This is a genomic window from Variovorax sp. ISS6 (assembly GCF_056523145.1).
On record NZ_JAWRZC010000001.1, the window covers coordinates 981040 to 1003421 of the forward strand.

Sequence of the window (22382 nt, forward strand, 5' to 3'; positions counted from 1 at the left end):
TCAAGGTACGAACATGTCCCACGGCCCCTTGCCCGCCGGCAGCTCGGGCCGCGCGGTCAGCGAGGCCAGCGGCTCGCCGGCCTCGAAGCGCGCGGCCAGGTCCGCGGGGTCGAACACCACGCCCATGAAGTTCTCGGCATAGGCACCGCCCGCGAAGAAGGCATCGACCTCGGCGGCGGTCTCGAACACGTCGTGCTGCAGCTCGAGCCGGTGGCCGTCGGGGTCGCGGTAGTACATCGAGATCGTCGGCCCGTGGTTGATGCACCAGTAGGGCACGATGCCGAGCGCGGCCAGTCGCCGGTGGTTGGCGAGCAGCGCGGCCAGCGAGCCGTAGGTGAAGGCGATGTGCTCGAGCCCGGTGTTCGCATCGGCCTCGCGGCCCAGGTCGGGGCGCGCGATCAGGCCGATGCGGTGGTGCTCGTCGTCGTAGCTCAGGAAGCACAGCATCTCGTTCTCGAAGGCCACGCGCGCCTGCAGCACCGCGAGGTACCAGGCGCGCGAACGCGCGAGCTCGGCCACGCGCAGCACCACGTGGGCGAGCTTCACGGGTCGCAGTGCGGAAGAGGCGAGGTCGGGCAGGGCACGCCTGGGGTCGTTCATCGGGCGGTCTCCAGGGGTTCTTGCACCACGCGGTTCTCGATGTGGCCGATGCCCTCGATCTCCACGCGCACCACGTCGCCCGCCACCAGGTAGCGCGGCGGGTCCATCAGGCCGCCGACGCCCGCGGGGCTGCCGGTGCTCAGCACGTCGCCGGGCCAGGGCCTGTTAACGCTATGCAAGGGGTCGCGCTGCTTCGCCAAGGGGCTGGATGCAAGGCGCCCGTGCGCAGCAAGGCGTCCGCCTTGCAAGCGCGGGCAACGCCGCAGACGGCCCCTTGGCGAAGCAGCCCGGAGGGAAGCTCACCAGAGCCCGCCCCTCGGCGTTGCGCTCCTTGCGTGTGCGGACGCACACGCGGCGTCGCGCGCCTTGATGGGCGGGCTCTGGTGAGCTTCGCGACCCCTTGCATAGCGTTAACAGGCCCTTGCGTGAAGGCGGTGCTCAGCTCGACCAGCATGGCCTCGATGCGATGGATCATCCGGGCGGTGTTGCCGTCCTGGCGCAGCTCGCCGTTGACCCAGGTGCGCAGCCGCAGCGCATGCGGGTCGGCAATCTCGTCGCGCGTCACCAGCCAGGGGCCGAAGGGGCCGTGGGTGTCGAAGGACTTGCCCAGGGTGTGCGTGGGCGCGCGCAGCTGCCAGTCGCGCACGCTCATGTCGTTGATCACGACGTAGCCCGCGACCATGGTCATCGCTTCCTCGGCGCGCACATGGCGGCAGCGCCGGCCGATGACCACGCCGAGCTCGCCCTCGTAGTCGAACTGCGCCGACACGCGCGGCCGGTGCACCTCGTCGAACGGGCCGGCCACGCACGACACCTGCTTGTTGAACCACACCTGTCCCGGCGGCCGCACGAGGCCCAGCTTCGCGGCCTCCTCGAGGTGCGAGGCGTAGTTGCCGCCGAGGCCGAGGAACTTGCGCGGCGCGGGCACCGGCGCCGCGAGCTTCACATCGGCCAGCGGCAGGCGCGGCGCCGTCTCGATGGCCGCGCGCAGCCAGGCCAGGCCCTCGTCGCCGCGCGCCAGCAGCTCGCGCACGCCGGCCGGCGCGCCGGGCAGGGCGCTGGCGTCGAGCACTTCGTCGTTTCGGACCACGCCGAAGCGAAGGGCACCGCGGTGATGGAAGCTGGCGATTTTCATGGGCGTGGACATTGACCGATACGAGGCGATCGATGATGCTGATGGAACGAAGCGACAACAATCCGCCAAAAAAGAACGGATCGTTCTGCCAGCGGAACAGGAGACATGGACGATTTCAACGACCTCGCGCTGTTCGCGCACGTGGTGCAGCAGCAGGGCTTCAGCGCCGCGAGCCGGCACCTGGGCATTCCCAAGTCGCGCCTGAGCCGCCGCGTCGCGCAGCTCGAGGAACGGCTGGGCGTGCGGCTGTTGCAGCGCAGCTCGCGCCGGCTGCTGCTGACCCATGTCGGCGAGCAGTTCTACGAGCGCTGCCAGGCCACAGTGGCCGCGGGCGAGGAGGCCTTCGACGTGGTGCGCCAGGCCGTCGCGCGGCCGCAGGGGCCGCTGCGCGTGAGCGCGCCCTTCACGCTCGCGCAGTTCTGGCTCACGCCGCTGATCCCCGATTTCATGCGCGCCTTTCCCGAGGTGCGGCTCTCGCTGGAAGTGAGCCACCGGCGCGTCGATCCGCTGCAGGAGAACGTCGACGTGGTGCTGCGCGTGCGGCGCCCGCCGTTCGAGGACTCGAGCCTGGTCGCGCGGCCGCTGGGCCGCACGGTCGACGTGCTGCTCGCGAGCCCGGCGCTGCTCGAGCGCCTGGGCACGCCCGCGAGCCTCGACGACCTGGCCGCCTGGCCGATGCTCTCGCTGCCCGACACCGGCGAGCGCCACCTGTGGCGGCTGGAGCGGGGCAGGCAGGTGCACGAGCTGGGCTTCGTGCCGCGCCTGGTCACCGACGACATGTTCGCGCTCCGGCACGTGGCGCTGCAGGGCCTGGGCGTGGCGCTGCTGCCCGAGATCCTGTGCCGCGACGAGTTGCGCGAGGGCCGCCTGGTGCGCCTGTTTCCCGACTGGGCCTGCACCGCGAGCGAGATCCAGGCGGCCTTCGCCTCGCGCCGCGGCATGCTGCCGGCGGTGCGCGCCTTCATCGACCACCTGCTGGCCCATCCGCCCGGCGCGCCGCAGCCGGGCGCTGGCTTATCCTGAACGGCTTCGCGCCCTTCGCCGCCCCGGCATCGAATTTCATCGAAAGAAGGAAGAGACCCCATGACCCCCACGAACCCCACCGTCGCCGAGAAACGCGCGGCCTTCCGCGCGCTGCATGCCCAGGGCTGCTTCGTCATCCCCAACCCCTGGGACACCGGCAGCGCGCGCTACCTCGAAGGCCTGGGCTACAAGGCACTCGCCACCACCAGCTCGGGCTTCGCCTGGTCGCACGGCCAGGCCGACGGCGCCATCGCGCGCGACGCGGTGCTCGCGCACCTGCGCGAACTGGTGGCGGCCACCGCGCTGCCGGTCAATGCCGACTTCGAGAACGGCTTCGGCGCCGATCCGCAGGCCGTGGCCCGGAGCGTGCGGCTCGCGGTCGAGACCGGCGTGGCCGGCCTGTCGATCGAGGACTCGACCGGCAACGCCGATGCGCCGCTGTTCCCCATCGAGGTCGCGGTCGAGCGCATGCGCGCCGCGCGCGGTGCCATCGATGCGGCGGGCGGCGACACGCTGCTGGTCGGCCGCGCCGAGAACTTCTTCGCCGGCCGGCCCGACCTCGACGACGCGATCGCGCGCCTCAGGGCCTATGCCGAGGCCGGCGCCGACTGCCTCTATGCGCCCGGCATCAAGACGCGCGAGCAGATCGCGGCCGTGGTCGCGGCGGTCGCGCCCAAGCCGGTGAACCTGCTGGTCGGCGCGATCAGCGAACTCACGATGAAGGACATCGAGGCGCTCGGCGTGCGCCGCGTCAGCGTGGGCGGCGCGATGGCGCGCGCGGCCTGGGGCGGCTTCATCCGCGCCGCGCGCACGCTGGCCGACGAGGGCCGCTTCGACGACTTCGCCGACGCCGCGCCCGGGGCCGAGCTCAACGCCTTCTTCAAGCCCTTCGGCCGCTGAAGCGCGTGGAGCCGCTGCTCGCCGAGATCCGCGCCTGCCGCGTCTGCGAGGTGCATCTGCCACTGGGCCCGCGCCCGGTGGTGCAGGCCGGCGCGCAGGCGCGGCTGCTGATCGTCGGCCAGGCCCCGAGCATGACGGTGCACCGCACGGGCGTGCCCTGGGACGACCGCAGCGGCGACCAGCTGCGGCGCTGGCTCGGCGTGGAGCGCGAGCTGTTCTACGACGCCTCGCGCATCGCGCTCGTGCCCATGGGCTTCTGCTACCCGGGCCGCGGCACCAGCGGCGACCTGCCGCCGCGCAAGGAGTGCGCGCCGCTGTGGCACGAGCGGCTGCTGGCGCAGATGCCGCGCGTCGAGCTCACGCTGCTGATCGGCCAGTACGCGCAGCGCCGCCACCTGGGCAACCGGGCGCGCGACGGCGTCACCGAGACCGTGCGCGCCTTCGCGGAATTCGCGCCGCGCGTCATCCCGCTGCCGCATCCCTCGCCGCGCAACACCGGCTGGCAGCAGCGCCATCCGTGGTTCGAGAGCGAGGTGCTGCCGATGCTGCGCGAGCGCGTGCGGCTGGCACTGGGCATGGGCACGGGCGGCTGAACGCTTCGTCGCGGGACGAAGCGTGCGGGGGACGAAGGCCGCACCATCGCGGTCATCGTCATCCACCGCAACAGAAGGATTCCCATGCCCGCGCGCGAAGTCATCCGTGTCGAACCCCTCTCCACCTGGCTCGATCGCTGGAAGGCACCGGCCTCCATCGTCACGCGCCATGGCGACACCGTCTATGTCTCGGGCCTGCCGCCCTTCGATCCCGAGACCGGGCAGGTGGCGGTCGGCGCCTCGGTCGAGCGGCAGGCCGAGCTGGTGCTCGAACAGCTGAAGCTGTGCCTGGAGACGGCGGGCTCGTCGCTCGCGAATGCGCTCAAGTGCAACGTGTATTGCACCTCGGCGGAGAAGTTCGCCGCGGTCAACGCGGTCTATGCGCGCTACTTTCCCGAGTCGCCGCCCGCGCGCATCTTCGTCTGCGTGCCGGCCTGGTTCGGGCCCTTCGACATCGAGATCGACTGCGTCGCGGCGCGCGGCTGAGGCCGCTTCAGCGCGCGGCCTTCCTCGGCCGCGCCGCCGGCCGTCGCGGGGGCTTCGCCTCGAGCACCAGCTCGGCCGGCAGGCCATCGTTCCACGACTCGGCGAAGTAGGCGCGGTCGCTGGGCACCAGCTGCGGCAGCGTTTCGCGCAAGGTGGCCAGCGAGCGCTCGGCCGCCTTCAGGTCGCCCGCATGGGCCGCGTACCACGCATGCTCGAACAGCAGGCTGCAATGCTGCAGGCCCGGGTAGCGGCGCCGGCCGGCCTGGTGGTCGGCCAGCCGCGCCTGCGCCACCTCGACCCAGCGCGCGGGCCAGTGCGTGGCGTCGAAGGCATCGGCGAGCGGACCGGCCAGCGCCGAGATCGCGGCCGGGTCGAGCGGCGCCTGGGCGCGGAACTGCGCGAGCGTGGGCCGGGGCTCGGCGCCGCAATGGCCGCGCGCGATGCGCATCAGGTAGATCGCGTTCCAGGCCGAGCGGCCCTGGCCGTCGGCCTGGCCGCACAGCCATTCGCTGAAGGCGATCCACTGCACGGCATGGCGCGTGGTGTCGGACGCTGCCGAGGCATCGCCGCGCCGCTTCGGGCCGGCCGCCGGCGCCGAGGGGAGCGCGGGCAGCGCGAGGCCCACGCGGTCGAACAGCCACACCGCCATGCCGAGGTTGGCCGCCACGTGCTGGGCGGCATCGAAGGAGTGCGACTCGAAGGCCGCGGTCAGCGCGTCGCCGAAGCGGCGCAGCGATTCCTCGGCGAGCAGGCGGGCGGCCGGCGCGTCCTCGGCCGCGAGCGCCAGCGCGCGCGAGCGGCAACCGAGTGCCCACAGGTTGCACCATTCGAAGCGCACGTCGGGATGGTGGCGCAGCACCACGCTGCGCGCCGGGTCGTCGGCCATGCCGCCGAGCAGCGACTGCGCCAGCGGCAGGTCGCGCGCGGTGTAGGCGCACCAGGCCGAGACGATGCATTCCATCGCGCCGAGGTAGTCGTTGCCCGCCACGTGGTGCGCCAGGCGCTGCTTCTTGAGCACCTCGAGCTGGCGACGCGCCTGTTCGTTGTCGCCGAGGCGGCGCCACAGCATGGCCTCGTTGAGGGTGACCAGCGCGCGCTGGAAGCCGCTGGCCGCGAGCGTCCCCGCGAGCCGTATCGATTCGAGCGCGCTCGGCTGGCCGGCGCCATCGCCGGCACCGGCGGCCACCGGCGTCATCAGCCGGCCCTGGCGCGCGGCCCGCTGCGCGGCCACGAGCTGTTTCCAGAAGGCCGCGTCCTGCAGGTGCACCGCCTCGGGCGGCGCCGAGGCGCCGCCCGAAGCGCCCGTGCGTGCGCGCAGGCCGAGGAACGAGGCGATCTCGGCCGCGCTCGCGGCGCGCCCCTCGACCTCGCAGCGCACGCGCCGCGCCTCGGCCGGCGGCAGCCAGAACGGGCCCTGGCTGCGCCGCTCGGCGTTGAGGAAGCGCGGCTCGCGCGTGCTGTCCTCGCCCCAGCCGACCTCGATGCCCCAGGCCTTGAAGTCGCGGAAGGCACGGCTCACGACCATGCGCAGGGTGCTCGCGTCCGACACTTCGCCGCGCAGGTCGGCCAGCCGCACCATCGGGGTCTGGCTGTCGTGCGCATGGCGCATGCGCACCAGCAGCCACAGCGACTGGAAGGCCGCGCGCCGGCCGTCGACCGACTGCGGGGAAGTGAGCTCGACGACGAGCGGGGATGAAGCGGAAGCGGGACTTGGCACGCCCCGCATTGGACCTCAAATCGAGGCCGCGGCAAGGGCCGGGGCGCGCTTCCTTCAGCTTGCGCGGTGGCCGTGCTCGCAGTGCGAGGGCGCGGGCTGCATCAGCCCCGGCAGCTCGCTGCGGCCGACGCCGAGGTCGCGCAGGTCGTGCTCGCTCATGCCGGCGAGCTGGCACGCATCGGCACGGGCCCGACGGCGATTCGCCGCGTGCCGGCGCCAGCCGCGCAGGGCATGCAGAAGGCGTTGGCGAAAGCTCGGGGACGATGCGGTCTTCACGATGGGCTCCTGGGGATTGCGGTGTCGGTGCGCTCATCTTCGGCGTCGCCGTGCTATTGTGGAAGTTGAGATTTCTGAGCCTTCTCATCAGCTTTCCTGATTCGACGCCCATGCGCCACCTCAACCTCGACCAGCTGCGCACCCTGATCGCGATCGCCGACCTCGGCAGCTTCTCGGCCGCGGCGCAGGCGCTGCATCTGGCGCAGCCCACGGTCAGCCTGCATGTCTCCGAACTCGAGTCGCGGCTCGATGCCAAGCTGGTGGTGCGCGGCGCGCGCGGCATCACGCCCACGGCGGCCGGCGCGGCGCTGGTGGAGCGCGGGCGCAAGCTGCTGCGCGACACCGACGATGCGCTCGACGCGGTCAAGCGGCAGGCCGAGGGCCGCAGCGGCCGCGTGCGGCTGGGCACGTCGACCGGCGTGGTGGTCGACCTGCTGCCGCAGGTGCTCGAGGCGCTGGGCGCGCAGGACGCGGGCATCGACGTCGAGGTGGCGATCCTCGGCTCGGGCGAGGCGCTGGCGAGGCTGGCCGCGGGCACGCTCGACATCGGCCTGGTGGCGCTGCCGCAGCCGCCGCTGCGCGACCTGGTGTTCACGCCCTGGCGCACGCAGCCGATGATGGCCTTCGTGCCGCAGCGCACGAAGGCGCCCAGGCGCGTCACGCCGGCCTGGCTGGCCGAGCAGCCGTTGATCTTCAACGACGCGACCACCCACATGTACCGGCTCACGATGGAGTGGTTCGCGGCCGGGGGCTTCGCGCCGCGCGCGCGCATCGAGCTCAACTACGACGCGGCCATCCGCAGCCTGGTGGCGGCGGGCTATGGCGCCGCGCTGCTGCCGCTGCAGCCGACGACCGACGCGGCGCTCGGCGAGCGCCTGCAGATCCTGCCGATCGTGCCGAAGCTCACGCGCCGCCTGGGCATCGCGCACCGGCCGCGCGCGCTGCTCGACGGCGCCACGCTGCGGGTGCTCGAGGTGCTGGCGGGGTTCCGCCAGACCTGAGAGGCTTTACGACGCCTCGGGCTTGCGCGCGCCGAGCGAGAGGATCTCGTTGGCGTTGACGATGGCGGCCGCGATCTCTTCCATGGTGGTGCGCTTGCTCATCGCCTGCTCGCGGATCAGGTCGTAGGCCTGACCCTCCGACACGCCATGCGTCTTCATGAGAATCGCCTTGGCCTCCGCGAGCTGGCGCACGCCCAGCAGCTTGGCCTCGGTCTTGCGCAGGCGCCGCGCGAGCGAGCGGTTCTGCTTGTGCGCCTCGCGCGCCACCACCAGCGCCGATAACAGGCCGAAGGAGCGCACCGGCGAGGGCAGCACGGCCTTGGCGCCGATCTCGAGCACGGCCTCGACGATGGTCGGATTCTCGTAGGTCACGACGGCGATGATGGCGGGCGCGTCCTCGCTCTTGGTCCACTCGAAGCGCAGGTTGATGAAGTCGGGCTGCACCGCCATGAAAGCCACGTCGATGCCCTCGGGCAGCGCCTGCACCGGCGGCCAGAAGGCCTGCACCTGGCAGCCGATGCGCTGCAGCTGCTGGGTCAGCTGGCGGCCGTCGCTGTCGTCGGGGTGGATGACCGCGATCTTCAGCAGGCGCAGTTCTTTGAGCTGCGGTGGGGTCACGCGCAGGGTGTGTCTCTTGGGGGGGCTTTCCACTTTCAGGCCTCTTGTTGTTGGTCTTGAGGCTTTTGTTCGGGGCGCGTGCACAGGACAGCGGGTACTTCCCTCCGCGAATGTCCCCCGCCTTCGGCTCCTCCTTTATTTCGCTGCGGGAAGTACCCACTGCCCTGTGCACGGGAGGCGCAGCGGTGGTGCCGGCCGATCAACTGCTGCGCGTCTGGCGCACGCCGGCGGGGTACTCCCCGCAGCGAAATCAAGGAGGAGGCCGCAGGCCGGGGGACATTCGCGGAGGGGAGTACCCCGTCGGCGTGAGCCCCCTCACAACGGTAGAAAGCACGTTCCACCCTAAACCTCCAGCGTATCGAGCCGCGCAGTCCAGTCCCCGAGCGAATGCGTCACCAGATACGGATCGGGATACACGGCACGCGTCGCCTGCCGAACGATGGTGAACTGCCCCTGCGCATCCACACGCCCGATGCGCGGATAGAGACAGGTGTGGTGGTTCGACGGGTCGATCTTCACCCGCCCCTGCGGCGCATCGAACTCGGCCCCGAGGATGTGCGGCAGGATCTCCGCGATCCCGTCGCTGCCCGCCTGCGCGAAGGCATTGGCGTAGATGTGCATCTGGAAGTAGGCCGCTTCCCAGCACAGGTTGGGTACGCAGCCGTCGCCGAAGCGCGCGCGCAGTTGCGCCAGGCAGCGCTGGTTGGCCGGCGAGTCGATCGACTGGAAGTAGGGTGCCGCCGTGAAGTGCCCTGTCGCCACCCCGCGCCCCATCTGCGAGATCTCGGCCTCGGAGGTCGTGAGGCTCGCGATCGGCATGCGCTTCGGGTCGAAGCCGGCCTCGGCATAGGCGCGGTACAGGCTCGCGGTGGAGTCGCCCACCACCGTCGAGAAGATGAAGTCGGGCTGCTTGTCGCGGATGTCGGCCATGATGGCCCGGTAATCCTTCTCGGTCGCGTCGAGCGCCGCGTAGTGCTCGCCGAGTTTTTCGCTGCCGGGGCGCTGCATCACCAGCTCGCCCATGATCCGGTTCGACTCGTAGGGGTAGATGTAGTCGGAGCCGATCAGGTAGACCCGCGCGCCGAAGTTCGTCGTCATGAACTCGGCCAGCTGCACGCTGTTCTGGTTCGGCGCCGCGCCCGTGTAGATCACGTTGCCCGAATACTCGAAGCCCTCGTAGAGCGTCGGGTAGAACAGCAGCTTGTTCCACTTCTCGATCACCGGGATCACCGCCTTGCGGCTGCTCGACATGTAGCAGCCGAAGATCACGTTGACCCGGTCCTGCACGATCAGCTTCTCGGCCAGCTGCGCATAGCGCGCCGGGTTCGACTGCGGGTCGTGGCGCACGGCGACCAGCTCGCGGCCGTCGATGCCGCCGGCCGCGTTGATCTCCTCGATGCCGAGCAGCGCGCCCTGCAGCTGCGACAGGCCGATGGTCGAGGTGACGCCGGTTTCCGAATAGAGGATGCCGACGCGGATGGGATCCTTGTCAGCCATGGGCGGTCGTCCGTGAGGGGTGAGGGGCCGTCATGTCTTTTCTGTCTCGTGTGGGATTCGTTCGGGGCTCCACCCTATCGCAGTTCGATGCTTTCGTCAGTGGGCCGCGGCCAGCCGCGCGCTCATGCGCGCGAGCCGCGCCGGCAGGCTGCGCGCATCGTCGGCGATGCAATAGTTGCGCCAGCCGAAGATGCGCCGCACATAGGCGTCGGCCGCGGCATCGACCGCGATGCAGGCGGTGCGCACGCCCGCGCCGCGTGCCTCGGCCACCGCTTCGCGCGCATCCTCGACGAGGTACTTCGGATCGTGCACGTCGATGTCGGCCGGCGCGCCGTCGGTCACCAAAAGGATCGCGCGCTGGCCCGCGGGCTCGTCCTCGAGCAGCGCCGCCGCATGCCGCAGCGCCGCGCCCATGCGCGTCGAGTAGCGCCCGCGCACCGCGCCGATGGTCGCGCGCGCGGGCGGCGAGAGCGGCTGGCCGAACTCGAGCAGCCGGTAGTAGTAGACCTCGGCGCGCGTGTTCGACGAGAAGCCGTGCACCGCGAGCCGGTCCGCGCCGCGCAGCCGCGCGGCGGCGAGCATCAGCGCGGCCTGCTTCTCGATCTCGAGCAGCGACAGTCCGTGCGGGCCCGCATCGTTGGCCGAGGCCGACAGGTCGAGCAGCACCAGCACGCTCGATGGCCGCGGCGCCTTGCCGGGGCGCATGAACAAGCGTGCGTCGGGACGCAGCCGCTGGCGCCGCTCGACCAGCACCTCGATCGCCGCATTGAGGTCGATGTCGTCGCCCTCCCACTGGCGCCGCAGTCGGTGCCGGCGGTCCAGATGGCGCGCGCGCGGCAGCGCCAGCGGCGGCAGGCTGTCGGCGCGCAGGGCGGCCTGTGCCTGCGCCGGCAGCAGGCCCTGCCACCCGGGAAGCTTCTCGATCACCGTGCACCAGTCGAGGCGCAGGCGTTCGAGGCGGCGGTCCCATTCGGGATAGGTGTAGCGGCCCAGCTCCATGTCGCCGAATTCGGGTGGCGCGCCGGCAGCGGCATCGCCCGTTTCGGAGGGTGGCGGCATGCGCGCGCCCGACTGTTGCAGCGCGATCGCCTCGTCGGGCGGTGGCGGCGTTGCGTCGGCACCGAAGTCCCAGAGCCAGCTGTTGTCGTCGCGCCAGGGCGCGGGCACCGCGTAACCCTGGGGCTCGAAGCGCACGCGCATCTGGCCCAGGTCGTTGGCCAGGATCGAGGCGATCGCGCGGAAGGCTTCGTAGTCCGCGAGACCCGCGCGCGCCGCGGTGTCCTCGAACAGCCGGCGCGCCTTCTCGACCCAGTGGCTGCCGTCGTGCAACTCGGGCCGCAGCAGCAGCCGGTCCATGCGCAGCAGCAGCGCCTCGAAGCGCAGGTCGAGCGGATCGGGTGCGGGCGGCAGCGCGTCGGCGAACCAGCCGTGCAGGCCGGGGAAGTCGCGCACCAGCAGCCGCTCGACGCGCGCGTCCTCGATCGCCGACACCAGCGCGATGCCCATCGGCCGCAGCGTGTTCGCGCGGCGCGCGGGCGTCGAATGCCGCAGGTGCGCCACCGCATGCGCGACCATCGCGCGGCGCAGTGCCGGCGGGCTGTCCTCGGGAACCAGCAGCCGCCCGGCCGCGAGCACCGCGCGCGTGCCCGGCTTCGCGCCGGCCACCAGCGGCTGCACCTCGAGCGCCATGCCGGCGAGCCCGCGCGCGAGCAGCCCCAGCGCGGCGAAGCTGCCGGTGTCGCGCGTCATCCGAACTGGGCCTCGACGAAGCCCTGCAGCGCGCTCGCCATGTCGGGGTCGTCGGTCAGCGCGCGCGTCATCGTCATCTCGCAGCTCTCGCGCGGCGTCACGCCGTCGCGGATCAGCACGCCCGCGTAGATCAGCATGCGCGTCGACACGCCCTCGTCGAGCCCGCGGTGCTTGAGTTCGCGCGAGCAGTGCGCGACCGCCACCAGCTTCGCGGCCAGCGCGGTGTCGATGCCGGCCTCGTGCGCCACGATCTCGGCCTCGAGCACGGCGTCGGGGTAGTCGAACTCCAGCGCCGCGAAGCGCTGGCGCGTCGAGGGCTTGAGGTCCTTGGCGCTGCTCTGGTAGCCGGGGTTGTACGACACCACGAGCTGGAAGTCGGGATGCGCGCGCACCAGCTCGCCCTTCTTGTCGAGCGGCAGGATGCGGCGCGCGTCGGTCAGCGGATGGATCACCACCGTCGTGTCCTGCCGCGCCTCCACCACCTCGTCGAGGTAGCAGATGCCGCCATGGCGCACCGCCAGCGTCAGCGGCCCGTCGTGCCAGGCCGTGCCGTCGGCGTCGAGCAGGTAGCGCCCGACCAGGTCCGAGGCCGTCATGTCCTCGTTGCAGGCCAGCGTCACCAGCGGCCGGCCCAGCGACCACGCCATGTGCTCGACGAAGCGCGTCTTGCCGCAGCCGGTCGGCCCCTTGAGGATCAGCGGCATGCGGTGGCGCCAGGCCTGCCGGTACAGCGCCACCTCGTTGCCCGCGGGCCGGTAGAAGGGCTCGGACTCGATGCGCCAGGCCGCGAGCGGATCGTGCACGGGTGCGTTCATGGCGTGTCGCGGCTCCCGCTCAACGGTGCTTCGCCGGCTCGTTCGGAATCCCCTCGATCGGGCATTCGGGCGTGCCCACCGTGCTGCGCGTGAACGACTCCACCATTTCGCGCGTGCCCTCGGGGTCGTTGATCCACTGGGTGTAGAAGTTGTAGGGGCAGGCCGCCACGCCCTTGTCGCCGTCGCCCGAGTTGATGGTGCCGGTGTAGCCGCGGTGCACCAGCTTGAACAGGTGGTTCTGCGACTGGCCGTTGCGCCGCGCGTCGCGGATCAGGCCCATCGAGAGCTCGGCGTAGTTGATGCCCATCTCCTCCTCGCCGCATTCGCCGAGCGTGCGGCCGTCGAAGCCGATCAGCGCCGAGTGGCCGAAGTACGAGTACACGCCGTCGAAGCCGGCGGCGTTGGCCACCGCCACGTAGGTGTTGTTCATGAAAGCCATCGCCTTCGACACCAGGATCTGCTGCTCCTTGGCCGGGTACATGTAGCCCTGGCAGCGGATGATGAGCTCGGCGCCGCGCATCGCGCAGTCGCGCCAGATCTCGGGGTAGTTGCCGTCGTCGCAGATGATCAGGCTCATCTTCATGCCCTTGGGGCCTTCGCTGACGTAGGTGCAGTCGCCCGGGTACCAGCCCTCGATCGGCACCCACGGCATGATCTTCCTGTACTTCTGGACGATCTCGCCCTGGTTGTTCATGAGGATCAGCGTGTTGTAGGGCGCCTTGTTCGGATGCTCCTCGTGGCGCTCGCCGGTCAGCGAGAACACGCCCCAGACGTTGGCGCGCCGGCAGGCGTCGGCGAAGATCGCGGTCTCCTCGCCGGGCACCGAGGCCGCGGTGTCGTACATCTCCTTGGCGTCGTACATGATCCCGTGCGTGGAGTACTCGGGAAAGATCACCAGGTCCATGCCGGGCAAACCTTTCTTCATGCCGACCAGCATCTCGCCGATCTTGCGCGCGTTGTCGAGCACCTCGGCCTTGGTGTGAAGGCGGGGCATCTTGTAGTTGACGACCGCGACGCCGACGCAATCGTTGCTGCTCGAAATATCACCATGTCTCATGACGCTGCTCCTGAAGGGGTGGTTGGGAAGGGAAGGGGTTCAGACAGTGAGGAAAGAGCGGACCTTGTCCTGGTCGAGCGTGGCGCGCGCCTCGTCGTGCACCAGGCGGCCGCGGTCGATCACGAGGAAGCGGTCGGCCAGCGCGAGCGCGAAGCTCAGCACCTGCTCCGACACCACGATCGCGAAGCCGCGCTCGGCGCGCAGCACGTTCAGCGTCTGAGCGATCTCCTTGATGATCGAAGGCTGGATGCCCTCGGTGGGCTCGTCGAGGATCAGCACCTTGGGCTCGGAGATCAGCGCGCGTGCGATCGCCAGCATCTGCTGCTGGCCGCCCGAGAGGTTGCCGGCCTTGCGCTGCTTCATGTCCTGCAGCACCGGGAAGAAGCGGTAGAGGTAGTCGGGCACCGTGCGGTGGCCCGAGCGCGCGGCGCCCGAGAGGATGTTCTGCTCCACCGTGAGGTGCGGGAACACCATGCGCCCCTGCGGCACGAAGGCCAGGCCATGCGCCACGCGCTGGTGGCTCGGCAGCCGGGTGAGCTCGGTGCCGTTGAGGCGGATGCTGCCGCCGCGCGCGGGCAAGAGGCCGATCAGCGACTTCAGCAGCGTGGTCTTGCCCATGCCGTTGCGGCCCATGACGGCGACCGCCTCGTCGGGCGCGACGCGCAGCGAGACATCGTGGATCACGTGCGACTCGCCGTAGGCGACATCGAGTGCGGAGACTTCGAGCATGCGTTGGGCTCCTTCAATGGCCGAGGTAGACGTCGATCACGCGCGGGTCGGCCTGCACCTCGGCGGCCGTGCCCTCGCTGAGCAGCCGGCCCTGGTGCAGCACGGTCACGCGGTGCGCGATGCGCTTGACGAAATCCATGTCGTGCTCGATCACCACCACCGACTTGCCCACCGAGATGCGGCGCAGCAGGTCGCCGGTCTGCTCGCGCTCGCGCGGGCTCATGCCGGCCACGGGCTCGTCGAGCAGCAGCAGCTCGGGCTCCTGCATCAGCAGCATCCCGATCTCGAGCCACTGCTTCTGGCCGTGGCTCAGCTGGCCCGCGCGGCGGTCGAGGCGCTCGAGCAGGAACACCTCGGTGGCCATCGCCTCGATGCGCTCGCGCAGCGCGCGGGTGCGGCGGAAGCTCAGCGACTGCCACAGGCCGTGCATGCGCGGCAGCGAGATCTCGAAGTTCTCGAGCACCGTGAGGTCCTCGTAGACCGAGGGCGTCTGGAATTTGCGGCCCACGCCGGCGCGCACGATCTCGTGCTCGTTCATGCGGCCCAGGTCCTGGCCGTTGAACAGCACCCGGCCCGCGCTGGGCCGGGTCTTGCCGCAGACCATGTCGAGCAGCGTGGTCTTGCCCGCGCCGTTCGGGCCGATGATCACGCGCAGCTCGTTGCGCTCGACCGAGAGGCTCAGGCCGTCGACCGCCTTGAAGCCGTCGAAGGAGACCGTGAGGTCCTCGACGCGCAGGATCTGCTCGTTCGAGGGCGGCACGGCCGAGGCCGCCTGCGGCAGGCCGCCGTTGGGCATCGCCAGGGTCGCGTTCATGGCGCGGCCTCCGCGCCGCGGCGGCGCAGCAGCTTCTCGCCCAGGCCCGCCAGGCCGTTCGGCATCGCCCACACCACGAGGATGAAGACCGCGCCGAGGAAGTAGAGCCAGCCCTCGGGGAAGGTCTCCGACAGGTAGGACTTGAGGAAGCCGATCAGGAGCGCGCCGATCACCGCCCCGGGAATCGAGAGCCGCCCGCCCACGGCCGCGTAGATCACCATCTCGACCGAGGCCACCACGCCGATCACGCCGGGCGCGATCAGCCCCACCTGCAGGCTGTAGAAGGCGCCGCCGATGGCCGACAGCAGGGCCGCCACCGCGAACACGAAGGCCTTCATGTGCGCCGTGTTGTAGCCGCTGAAGCGCACGCGGTCCTCGCGGTCGCGGATGGCGATCAGGATCTTGCCGAAGCGGCTGCGCACGATCAGCAGCGCGCCCACCATGGCGAGCGCGACGGCCGCCACCTCGATGAAGTACATGGTCCGCTTGGCCGCGTCGCCCGCGATGTCCCAGCCCAGCAGGGTGCGGAAGTCGGTGATGCCGTTGGCGCCGCCGGTGTCGCCCTGCTGGCCGATCACCACCACGGTGAGCGTGAGCGCCAGCGACAGCGTGACGATCGCGAAGTAAACGCCGCTCACGCGCCGCTTGAAGATCGCGTACGAGAACACGTAGGCGAGCACGGCGGGGATCGCGAGGATGCCGACCAGGGTCCAGCCCAGCGAGTGGAAGGGGATCCACCACGAGGGCAGCTGCTCGACGCTGCTCCAGACCATGAAGTCCGGCAGCTCGGGCGCCGAGGCCTCGAGCTTGAGGAACATCGCCATCATGTAGCCGCCGAGGCCGAAGAACAGGCCCTGGCCCAGGCTCAGCACGCCGCCGTAGCCCCAGGTCAGCACCACGCCGATCGCGACGAAGGCGAAGGCCAGGTACTTGCTCACGAGGTTGAGGCGGAACGGATCGAGCGTGGCCGGCAGCACCACGGCCAGCAGCAGCAGCACGGTCGCCAGCCCGACGAGGTCGCCGCGGCGTTGGGGAGAAAGCTTCATGCCCATGCGCTCAGCTCCTCGAGCGGGTCGCGAACAGCCCGTTGGGCCGCACGTAGAGCACCGCGATCACCAGCAGCAGGATCGTGGCCTTGGCCATCGAGCCGCTCATCAGGTACTCGAGCCAGGTCTGCGATTGCGCGATGGCGAAGCCCGAGAGCGCGGTGCCGATCAGGCTCTGCACGCCGCCGAACACCACCACGATGAAGGAGTCGACGATGTAGAGCTGGCCGGTGCCGGGGTTGGTCGAGCCGATCATCGTGAACACCGCGCCCGCGATGCCCGCCAGGCCCGCGCCCAGCGCGAAGGTCAGCGCATCGACGCGCTGCGTGTCGATGCCGACCGCGCCCGCGATCGCGCGGTTCTGCGTCACCGCGCGCACCTTCAGCCCCCAGGAGGTGCGGTAGAGCAGCAGGTAGACACCGATGGCGACGACGGCCGTGAGCCCCACGATGAACAGGCGCGTGAGCGGCAGCTGGATGCCCGGTGTGGGCTCCCACGCGCCGGCGAGCCAGGAGGCCAGCGGCACGCTGACTTCCTGCGCGCCGAACAGCGAGCGGTAGGCCTGCTGCAGCATGAGGCTCAGGCCCCAGGTCGCGAGCAGGGTGTCGAGCGGCCGGTCGTAGAAGAAGCGGATGAAGCCGCGCTCCAGCACATAGCCGAACGCGAAGGTCACGGCGAACGCGAACGGGATCGCGGCGAACAGGTAGAGGTCCATGAAGCCCGGCGCGTAGTGCTCGAAGAAGCGCGACGCCAGGTAGGTCATGTAGGCACCGAGCGCCATCAGCTCGCCGTGCGCCATGTTGATGACGCCCATCAGGCCGAACACGATGGCCAGCCCGATCGCCATCAGAAGCAGGATGGTGAACAGGCTCACGCCGTTGAACACCTGCATCACCGCGATGTCGAAGTTCATCGCGTTCAGACCTTCGGGAACGGGTTGGGCTCGACCAGCTGCGGCGATTCCCAGACGATGTCGAACTGCCCGTCGGGCCGCGCGCGGCCCACGCGCACCTTCTTCCACACGTGGTGGTTGGTGGCGTGCACGCGCACCGTGCCCTCGGGCGCCTCGATCTCCACGCCCGCGGCGGCGGCCGTGACCTTGTCGACCTCGAAGGACCTGGCCTTCTCCACCGCCAGCTTCCAGAGGTAGACGCTGTTGTAGGCCACCTCCATCGGGTCGCCGATCACGCGGTCCTGGCCGTACTTGGCCTTGAAGGCCTTCACGAACTTCTCGTTGGCTGGCGACTTGATGCTCTGGAAGTAGCCCATGCAGGCGTAGTAGCCCGCGGCGTTGTCCTTGCCGATGCCTTCGATCTCGTTCTCCGACACCACGGTCGACAGCAGCACCTGCTTCGTGCCGTCGAGCCCGGCCGCGCGCAGCTGCTTGTAGAAGGCCACGTTCGAGCCGCCGACCACCGTGCTGTAGATGCAGTCGGGCCTGGCGGCCTTGATCTTGTTGATGATCGAGGAGAACTCGGTGTGGCCCAGCGGCGCGTATTCCTCGCCGAGCACCTTGCCGCCGGCCTTGGCGATCGCGGGCTTGGCGATCTTGTTGCAGGTGCGCGGATAGATGTAGTCCGAGCCCACGAGGAAGAAGTTCTTGCCCTTCTCGCGCGCCATCCATTCGACCGCCGCGATCACCGACTGCGTGGCTTCCTGCGAGGGATAGAACACGCGCTTGTCCTGCTCCTGGCCCTCGTAGTAGGTGGGATAGAACAGCAGGCCCTTGGCCTGGGCGAGCACCGGCAGCAGCGCCTTGCGCGAGGCCGAGGTGTAGCAGCCGATGATGGCTGCCACCTTGTCGCGCTCGAGCAGCTTGCGCGCCTTCTCTGCGAACACCGGGTTCTCGCTCGCGCCGTCTTCCACCACGGCCTCGATCTTCTTGCCGAGCACGCCGCCGGCGGCGTTGATCTCCTCGATCGCGAGCTTCTCGGCGTCGACCAGCGAGGCCTCGGCGATCGCGATCGTGCCCGAGAGCGAATGCAGCAGCCCGAGCTTCACCGTGCCGCCGTCCTGCGCGAAGGCCAGCGGTGCCATGCCGCCCGCGGCGCCCAGCACGATCATCGAGCCGCCGGTCTTCACGATCTGGCGGCGGTTGAAAGCGTTCGTCATGTCAAATTCCTTTGTGGTTGTGCGAGTCGTCAGGAAGATCCGACCTTCGGAACCGCGCTCGGGGTGTCTCCTCCCGCCACGCGGCCCTGCAAACGGGCGCTTCGTCGCCAGTGCTTTCGCTTCGGGCAAAGCTCCGCCAGCGGATGCATGCATCCGTTTCGACGAAAGCCCTGTTGCGACCGAAAAAACAAAAAGGCCCGAACCGGTGTTCAAACCGATTCGGGCCTTGTTGCCCGACACCTCGCTGGCAGCATTGGCAGCGGGCGTCGCATGACTGGTAACGATTGCTCGTTGCGGCGGATTCTTCTCAACCCGCGCCGGTCTGCAAATACGTTGTTGTGCGGATTGGCGTGGCGGCGGGGACTGTGCTATTTGCGCGCACAGGCGCGCCTGGGGCCACTTCGACGGAGGTCAGCGCGGCCGCGCGAAGTCCGCGTCGATCCAGGCCGAGGCGCTGGTGGCGCTGAGCTTGAACGAGGCCGGCACGTTCACGCGCGCGAGCTCGCTGTCGTCGGCCTCGTCGAAGGCGCTCAGCGTGGCCGAGGGGTTGTCCTCGTCGGGCACGATGGCCAGCGTGACGCGGATGCGCCGCTCGCCGGCGCTCACCGTCACGCTGCGGTTGAGCGTGGCGTGCAGCTGCTGCTCGTGGCGGCGAATCACCTCGGCCGCGGTCTTCACCAGCGTGGAGAAGGCGGGGCCGTCAAGCGGCTTGGGGTTCTTCTTGTCGCGGCCCATGGTCCAGGGGCCGACCAGCGCGGGCTCGGGATCGCCATGGCGCGTCATCTCGACGGCCCAGCCGTCGTCTTCCTCGTTCTTGATGATGCGGGCGGTCCAGCGCTCGTCGCGCCAGAGGCGGTCCTGTTGCAGCGGGAGGGTGTCGTCGGATTCGGTGGTCGGGGTCGTGTCGGTCATTCGGGAGCGGAGGTTCTTGCGCGTGCCATTGTCCCCTGGCCGGCGATGTAGGCCTGCAGCCCCTCGGCCAGCGCGTCGAAGGTGACGCGGCAGCGCGGGCTCGCGCGCAGGTCCTCGTGCATCGTGACCCAGGTCTCGAGCTTCAGCGACAGCGCGCGCGGCAGCAGCCGCACCAGCGCCGGGCCGCGCCGCGCCAGCGCGACCTGGCACACGCCGATGCCGGCGCCCGCGCGTATCAGCGCCATCTGCGCGAGGTCGCTGTCGGTGCGCAGCGAGAAGGCGTCGCGCGTGAAGCCCTTGAAGGACTTGATCGCGTCGCGCACGAAGGCCGTGGGCTGGTCGTAGCCGATCAGCGTGTGGCGCATCAGCTCCTCGGCCGTGCGCGGCGTGCCGTGGCGCGCGAGGTAGTCGGGATGGGCATGGAAGCCCAGCTCGATGTCGCCGATGCGGCGCGCCACCAATTGTTCCTGGCGCGGGCGCACCATGCGCACCGCGATGTCGGCCTCGCGTCGCAGCAGGTCCTGCACGCGGTTGGTCGACACCAGCTCGACCTTGAGCGCCGGATGGGCCTCGCGCAGCTTCACCACGATCGGCGGCAGCACCTCCACCGCGACCACCTCGCTGGTCGATACCCGCACCACGCCGCGCACGCCTTCGCCCTGGCCGCTGGCCGCGCGCTGCAGCGAGGCGGCCGTGCTCTCCATGGCCTCGGCATGCGTGCGCAGCGCCAGCGCCACCTCGGTGGGCAGCAGTCCGACCTGCGAGCGCGTGAAGAGCACCACCTCGAGCGCCTCCTCGAGCGCCGCGACGTGGCGCCCGACGGTGGGTTGCGTGATGCCGAGCGCGCGCGCCGCGCCCGAGAGGGAGCCCTCGCGCAGCACGCCGAGGAAGGAGCGGTAGAGCTCCCAGCTGATGGTCCAGGTCATGCATAAATGTATGGCTGATGGCTCATGTTCGGCAATTCCATTCCAACCCCGGCCTGCCCAGAATTCATCCATCGATCACTGTTCTGGAGATGTTTCATGGCAAGCAACGACACGGTTCTGGTTCTGGGCGCGACGGGCGGCGTCGGCGGCGAAATGGCACGCCAGCTGCGCGACGCGGGATGGCGGGTGCGCGCGATGAAGCGCGGCGCGGTGCCGGAGCGGCGCGACGGCATCGACTGGGTGGGCGGCGACGCGATGGATGCGCGGGACGTGCGCGAGGCCGCGCGCGGCTGCGCGGTCATCGTGCATGCGGTCAACCCGCCCGGCTACCGCCGCTGGTCGGAACTGGTGCTGCCGATGCTCGACCACACGATCGCGGCAGCCAAGGCCGAGGGCGCGACCATCGTGCTGCCCGGCAACGTCTACAACTACGGCGCCGACGCCTTCCCGCTGCTGGCCGAGGATGCGCCCCAGCATCCGGCCACGCGCAAGGGCGCGATCCGGGTCGAGATGGAGCGCCGCCTCGAGCTGGCCAGCCACGAGGGCGCGCGCGTGCTGATCGTGCGCGCCGGCGACTTCTTCGGTCCGAAGGCCGGCAACAACTGGTTCTCGCAGGGCCTGGTGAAGGCGGGGCAGCCGGTCAGGGGCGTGAGCTATCCCGGCGACGCCGGCGTGGGCCACCTGTGGTCGTACCTGCCCGACGTGGCCCGCACCATGGTCGAGCTGCTGGCGCGGCGCGATCGGCTCGAGCCCTTCGCCAGCTTCCACATGGCCGGCCACTGGGATGCCGACGGCACGCGCATGGCCGATGCCATCCGCCGCGTGGTGGCGCGCCGCACCGGCACGCAGGTGCGCGTGTCGGCCTTCCCGTGGTGGCCGCTGCTGCTGGCCTCGCCTTTCGTCGCCACCTTCCGCGAGCTGCGCGAGATGCGCTACCTGTGGCGCACGCCCGTGGCCATGGACAACGCGAAGCTGGTGGCGCTGCTCGGCCGCGAGCCGCACACGCCGCTCGACGAGGCGGTCGAGGCCGCGCTCGAGGGCATGGATTGCCTGCAGGCGGCGCCGCGCGCGGCGCTGGCCTGAGCGCGGCGCGGGGGCGTCGTTTTCGACCATCGGGCCGGGATGCTGATAGCCTGAGTTGCCGCTCAGCCACCGCAACCCAGCCCTTCCTGCCATGCCCGACTTCCGCTCGCCCGACTTCCTGATCGGCCACGTGCAGCACACGCTCGCGTTCTACGATGGCCGCAGCCTCGATCCGCACGGCGGCTTCTTCCACTTCTTCAAGGACGACGGCACGGTCTACGACCGCCGCACGCGCCACCTGGTGAGCAGCACGCGCTTCGTCTTCAACAACGCCACCGCCTGGCGCCGCTTCGGCCGGCCCGAGCACCTGGCGGCGACGCGCCACGGCCTCGAGTTCCTGCAGCGCGCCCATGCGCATCCGCAAGGCGGCTACCTGTGGGAGCTCGACTGGCACCAGGGCCGTGCGCAGGTGCGCGACGGCACCCACTACTGCTATGGCCTGGCCTTCGTGCTGCTAGCGCACGCGCATGCGGCGATGGCCGGCGTGGACGAGGCGCGCGCGGGCATCGAATCGATCTGGCAGTTGCTCGAACAGCATTTCTGGGAGCCGCGCCACCAGCTCTACGCGAACGAAGCCACTGCCGACTGGGCCGTGTCTCCCTACCGCGGCCAGAACGCCAACATGCATGCCTGCGAGGCGATGATGGCGGCCTTCGAGGCCACGGGCGACGCGAAGTACCTCGACCGCGCGGCGACGCTGGCGCAGGCGATCGCGCTGCGCCAGGCCGACCTGACCGGCGGTCGGGTCTGGGAGCACTTCCGCGAGGACTGGTCGGTCGATGCCGACCACAACCGCGGCAACCGCGCCGACATCTTCAAGCCCTGGGGCTTCCAGACCGGCCACCTGACCGAGTGGGCCAAGCTGCTGCTGCAGCTCGAGGGCCTGCTCGCCGGCCGGGGCGTGGAGACGGGCTGGATGCTGCCGCGCGCGCAGTCGCTGTTCGAGGCGGCGATGCGCCATGGCTGGGACGCCGAGTTCGGCGGCCTGGTCTACGGCTTCGATCCCGAGGGCGCGCTCTACGACGGCGACAAGTACTTCTGGGTGCAGGCCGAGAGCTTCGCGGCCGCCGCGCTGCTCGCGGTGCGCACCGGCGAGCCGCGCTACTGGGACTGGTACGACCGGATCTGGGACTACGCCTGGCGGCACATGGTCGACCACGAGCATGGCGCGTGGTTTCGCATCCTGTCGCGCGACAACCGCAAGCTCGGCGACGAGAAGAGCCCCGCCGGCAAGACCGACTACCACACGATGGGCGCCTGCCACGACGTGCTGCGCGCGCTCGGCGCCTGAAG

23 protein-coding genes and 1 pseudogene are annotated in these 22382 nt (G+C 70.4%); 7 read left to right on the forward strand and 17 right to left on the reverse strand.

Features of this window, described 5'->3' with window-relative positions; genetic code table 11:
• From AC1HIL_RS04535 to AC1HIL_RS04545, 3 genes and pseudogenes are all read right to left on the reverse strand, one after another.
• On the reverse strand, positions 1 to 600 hold the full coding sequence (locus AC1HIL_RS04535) for a VOC family protein (protein ID WP_479671243.1): 600 nt from the start codon (positions 598 to 600) through the stop codon (positions 1 to 3).
• Positions 597 to 758 (reverse strand): annotated as a pseudogene (locus AC1HIL_RS04540) (fumarylacetoacetate hydrolase family protein); the annotation flags it as partial. The gene AC1HIL_RS04535 and the pseudogene AC1HIL_RS04540, both read right to left, overlap by 4 nt.
• On the reverse strand, positions 740 to 1735 hold the full coding sequence (locus AC1HIL_RS04545) for a fumarylacetoacetate hydrolase family protein (protein ID WP_479671244.1): 996 nt from the start codon (positions 1733 to 1735) through the stop codon (positions 740 to 742). The pseudogene AC1HIL_RS04540 and the gene AC1HIL_RS04545, both read right to left, overlap by 19 nt.
• A gap of 105 nt (positions 1736 to 1840) precedes the next feature.
• Here AC1HIL_RS04545 and AC1HIL_RS04550 point away from each other — a divergent pair, with 105 nt between their 5' ends.
• From AC1HIL_RS04550 to AC1HIL_RS04565, 4 genes are all read left to right on the forward strand, one after another.
• Positions 1841 to 2758 (forward strand): LysR substrate-binding domain-containing protein, encoded by a 918-nt coding sequence (locus tag AC1HIL_RS04550; RefSeq protein ID WP_422099553.1) that lies wholly within the window; start codon positions 1841 to 1843, stop codon positions 2756 to 2758.
• A gap of 60 nt (positions 2759 to 2818) precedes the next feature.
• The gene (locus AC1HIL_RS04555) at positions 2819 to 3658 is read left to right on the forward strand and encodes an isocitrate lyase/PEP mutase family protein (protein ID WP_479671245.1); all 840 of its coding nucleotides are present in this window, start codon (positions 2819 to 2821) and stop codon (positions 3656 to 3658) included.
• Positions 3659 to 3663: 5 nt separating this feature from the next.
• On the forward strand, positions 3664 to 4251 hold the full coding sequence (locus tag AC1HIL_RS04560) for a uracil-DNA glycosylase family protein (RefSeq protein WP_479671246.1): 588 nt from the start codon (positions 3664 to 3666) through the stop codon (positions 4249 to 4251).
• Positions 4252 to 4335: 84 nt separating this feature from the next.
• Entirely contained in the window at positions 4336 to 4737 is a 402-nt protein-coding gene (locus AC1HIL_RS04565) for a RidA family protein (RefSeq protein ID WP_479671247.1), read from the forward strand.
• Positions 4738 to 4744: 7 nt separating this feature from the next.
• Here AC1HIL_RS04565 and AC1HIL_RS04570 read toward each other — a convergent pair whose 3' ends face one another.
• The gene (locus AC1HIL_RS04570) at positions 4745 to 6454 is read right to left on the reverse strand and encodes a hypothetical protein (RefSeq protein ID WP_479671248.1); all 1710 of its coding nucleotides are present in this window, start codon (positions 6452 to 6454) and stop codon (positions 4745 to 4747) included.
• A gap of 54 nt (positions 6455 to 6508) precedes the next feature.
• Positions 6509 to 6730: a DUF1127 domain-containing protein gene (locus tag AC1HIL_RS04575; RefSeq protein WP_057598545.1), complete on the reverse strand. Its 222-nt coding sequence runs from the start codon at positions 6728 to 6730 to the stop codon at positions 6509 to 6511.
• A 110-nt stretch (positions 6731 to 6840) separates the two neighbouring features.
• On the opposite strand from AC1HIL_RS04575, the gene AC1HIL_RS04580 reads away from it, so the two are divergent.
• Positions 6841 to 7731 (forward strand): LysR family transcriptional regulator, encoded by an 891-nt coding sequence (locus tag AC1HIL_RS04580; RefSeq protein ID WP_479671249.1) that lies wholly within the window; start codon positions 6841 to 6843, stop codon positions 7729 to 7731.
• Positions 7732 to 7737: 6 nt separating this feature from the next.
• On the opposite strand, the gene AC1HIL_RS04585 is transcribed toward AC1HIL_RS04580, so the two are convergent.
• From AC1HIL_RS04585 to AC1HIL_RS04640, 12 genes are all read right to left on the reverse strand, one after another.
• Positions 7738 to 8382 (reverse strand): ANTAR domain-containing response regulator, encoded by a 645-nt coding sequence (locus tag AC1HIL_RS04585; RefSeq protein ID WP_082321639.1) that lies wholly within the window; start codon positions 8380 to 8382, stop codon positions 7738 to 7740.
• Between the two features lie 309 nt (positions 8383 to 8691).
• A complete protein-coding gene (locus tag AC1HIL_RS04590) occupies positions 8692 to 9846 on the reverse strand; it encodes an ABC transporter substrate-binding protein (protein ID WP_057592369.1) in 1155 nt (384 codons plus the stop codon).
• Between the two features lie 96 nt (positions 9847 to 9942).
• Positions 9943 to 11595, reverse strand: a complete 1653-nt coding sequence (locus AC1HIL_RS04595; protein WP_479671250.1) for a nitric oxide reductase activation protein NorD — start codon at positions 11593 to 11595, stop codon at positions 9943 to 9945.
• Complete coding sequence (locus tag AC1HIL_RS04600; RefSeq protein WP_057592371.1) at positions 11592 to 12410, reverse strand: CbbQ/NirQ/NorQ/GpvN family protein; 819 nt, start codon at positions 12408 to 12410, stop codon at positions 11592 to 11594. The genes AC1HIL_RS04595 and AC1HIL_RS04600 overlap by 4 nt, the downstream gene beginning before the upstream one ends.
• A 19-nt stretch (positions 12411 to 12429) precedes the next feature.
• Positions 12430 to 13467, reverse strand: a complete 1038-nt coding sequence (locus tag AC1HIL_RS04605; protein WP_209540343.1) for an aliphatic amidase — start codon at positions 13465 to 13467, stop codon at positions 12430 to 12432.
• Between the two features lie 39 nt (positions 13468 to 13506).
• Entirely contained in the window at positions 13507 to 14196 is a 690-nt protein-coding gene (urtE, locus tag AC1HIL_RS04610) for an urea ABC transporter ATP-binding subunit UrtE (protein ID WP_209540344.1), read from the reverse strand.
• Positions 14197 to 14209: 13 nt separating this feature from the next.
• Entirely contained in the window at positions 14210 to 14992 is a 783-nt protein-coding gene (gene urtD, locus AC1HIL_RS04615; RefSeq protein ID WP_261212072.1) for an urea ABC transporter ATP-binding protein UrtD, read from the reverse strand.
• A gap of 14 nt (positions 14993 to 15006) precedes the next feature.
• Entirely contained in the window at positions 15007 to 16056 is a 1050-nt protein-coding gene (urtC, locus tag AC1HIL_RS04620; protein ID WP_479671251.1) for an urea ABC transporter permease subunit UrtC, read from the reverse strand.
• 10 nt (positions 16057 to 16066) lie between these two features.
• The gene (gene urtB / locus AC1HIL_RS04625; protein ID WP_057592374.1) at positions 16067 to 16969 is read right to left on the reverse strand and encodes an urea ABC transporter permease subunit UrtB; all 903 of its coding nucleotides are present in this window, start codon (positions 16967 to 16969) and stop codon (positions 16067 to 16069) included.
• Between the two features lie 5 nt (positions 16970 to 16974).
• Positions 16975 to 18168 (reverse strand): urea ABC transporter substrate-binding protein, encoded by a 1194-nt coding sequence (gene urtA, locus AC1HIL_RS04630; protein ID WP_261212064.1) that lies wholly within the window; start codon positions 18166 to 18168, stop codon positions 16975 to 16977.
• 411 nt (positions 18169 to 18579) lie between these two features.
• Entirely contained in the window at positions 18580 to 19080 is a 501-nt protein-coding gene (locus AC1HIL_RS04635) for a hypothetical protein (RefSeq protein WP_413761866.1), read from the reverse strand.
• On the reverse strand, positions 19077 to 20006 hold the full coding sequence (locus AC1HIL_RS04640; protein ID WP_479671252.1) for a LysR family transcriptional regulator: 930 nt from the start codon (positions 20004 to 20006) through the stop codon (positions 19077 to 19079). The genes AC1HIL_RS04635 and AC1HIL_RS04640 overlap by 4 nt, the downstream gene beginning before the upstream one ends.
• A gap of 96 nt (positions 20007 to 20102) precedes the next feature.
• Between AC1HIL_RS04640 and AC1HIL_RS04645 the strand changes: the two genes are divergently transcribed.
• Both AC1HIL_RS04645 and AC1HIL_RS04650 read left to right on the forward strand, forming a co-directional pair.
• Entirely contained in the window at positions 20103 to 21089 is a 987-nt protein-coding gene (locus AC1HIL_RS04645) for an NAD-dependent epimerase/dehydratase family protein (protein ID WP_479671253.1), read from the forward strand.
• A 91-nt stretch (positions 21090 to 21180) separates the two neighbouring features.
• Positions 21181 to 22380 (forward strand): AGE family epimerase/isomerase, encoded by a 1200-nt coding sequence (locus AC1HIL_RS04650; protein WP_479671254.1) that lies wholly within the window; start codon positions 21181 to 21183, stop codon positions 22378 to 22380.
• Positions 22381 to 22382 lie beyond the last annotated feature (2 nt).

What these genes read in the sequence shown, in the direction of transcription:
- AC1HIL_RS04535 (WP_479671243.1), bottom strand. Translation starts at nt 600, where the DNA reads ATGAACGACCCCAGGCGTGCCCTGCCCGACCTCGCCTCTTCCGCACTG.
- AC1HIL_RS04545 (WP_479671244.1), bottom strand. Translation starts at nt 1,735, where the DNA reads ATGAAAATCGCCAGCTTCCATCACCGCGGTGCCCTTCGCTTCGGCGTG.
- AC1HIL_RS04550 (WP_422099553.1), top strand. Translation starts at nt 1,841, where the DNA reads ATGGACGATTTCAACGACCTCGCGCTGTTCGCGCACGTGGTGCAGCAG.
- AC1HIL_RS04555 (WP_479671245.1), top strand. Translation starts at nt 2,819, where the DNA reads ATGACCCCCACGAACCCCACCGTCGCCGAGAAACGCGCGGCCTTCCGC.
- AC1HIL_RS04565 (WP_479671247.1), top strand. Translation starts at nt 4,336, where the DNA reads ATGCCCGCGCGCGAAGTCATCCGTGTCGAACCCCTCTCCACCTGGCTC.
- AC1HIL_RS04580 (WP_479671249.1), top strand. Translation starts at nt 6,841, where the DNA reads ATGCGCCACCTCAACCTCGACCAGCTGCGCACCCTGATCGCGATCGCC.
- AC1HIL_RS04590 (WP_057592369.1), bottom strand. Translation starts at nt 9,846, where the DNA reads ATGGCTGACAAGGATCCCATCCGCGTCGGCATCCTCTATTCGGAAACC.
- AC1HIL_RS04595 (WP_479671250.1), bottom strand. Translation starts at nt 11,595, where the DNA reads ATGACGCGCGACACCGGCAGCTTCGCCGCGCTGGGGCTGCTCGCGCGC.
- AC1HIL_RS04600 (WP_057592371.1), bottom strand. Translation starts at nt 12,410, where the DNA reads ATGAACGCACCCGTGCACGATCCGCTCGCGGCCTGGCGCATCGAGTCC.
- AC1HIL_RS04605 (WP_209540343.1), bottom strand. Translation starts at nt 13,467, where the DNA reads ATGAGACATGGTGATATTTCGAGCAGCAACGATTGCGTCGGCGTCGCG.
- urtE (WP_209540344.1), bottom strand. Translation starts at nt 14,196, where the DNA reads ATGCTCGAAGTCTCCGCACTCGATGTCGCCTACGGCGAGTCGCACGTG.
- urtD (WP_261212072.1), bottom strand. Translation starts at nt 14,992, where the DNA reads ATGCCCAACGGCGGCCTGCCGCAGGCGGCCTCGGCCGTGCCGCCCTCG.
- urtC (WP_479671251.1), bottom strand. Translation starts at nt 16,056, where the DNA reads ATGAAGCTTTCTCCCCAACGCCGCGGCGACCTCGTCGGGCTGGCGACC.
- urtB (WP_057592374.1), bottom strand. Translation starts at nt 16,969, where the DNA reads ATGAACTTCGACATCGCGGTGATGCAGGTGTTCAACGGCGTGAGCCTG.
- urtA (WP_261212064.1), bottom strand. Translation starts at nt 18,168, where the DNA reads ATGACGAACGCTTTCAACCGCCGCCAGATCGTGAAGACCGGCGGCTCG.
- AC1HIL_RS04635 (WP_413761866.1), bottom strand. Translation starts at nt 19,080, where the DNA reads ATGACCGACACGACCCCGACCACCGAATCCGACGACACCCTCCCGCTG.
- AC1HIL_RS04640 (WP_479671252.1), bottom strand. Translation starts at nt 20,006, where the DNA reads ATGACCTGGACCATCAGCTGGGAGCTCTACCGCTCCTTCCTCGGCGTG.
- AC1HIL_RS04645 (WP_479671253.1), top strand. Translation starts at nt 20,103, where the DNA reads ATGGCAAGCAACGACACGGTTCTGGTTCTGGGCGCGACGGGCGGCGTC.
- AC1HIL_RS04650 (WP_479671254.1), top strand. Translation starts at nt 21,181, where the DNA reads ATGCCCGACTTCCGCTCGCCCGACTTCCTGATCGGCCACGTGCAGCAC.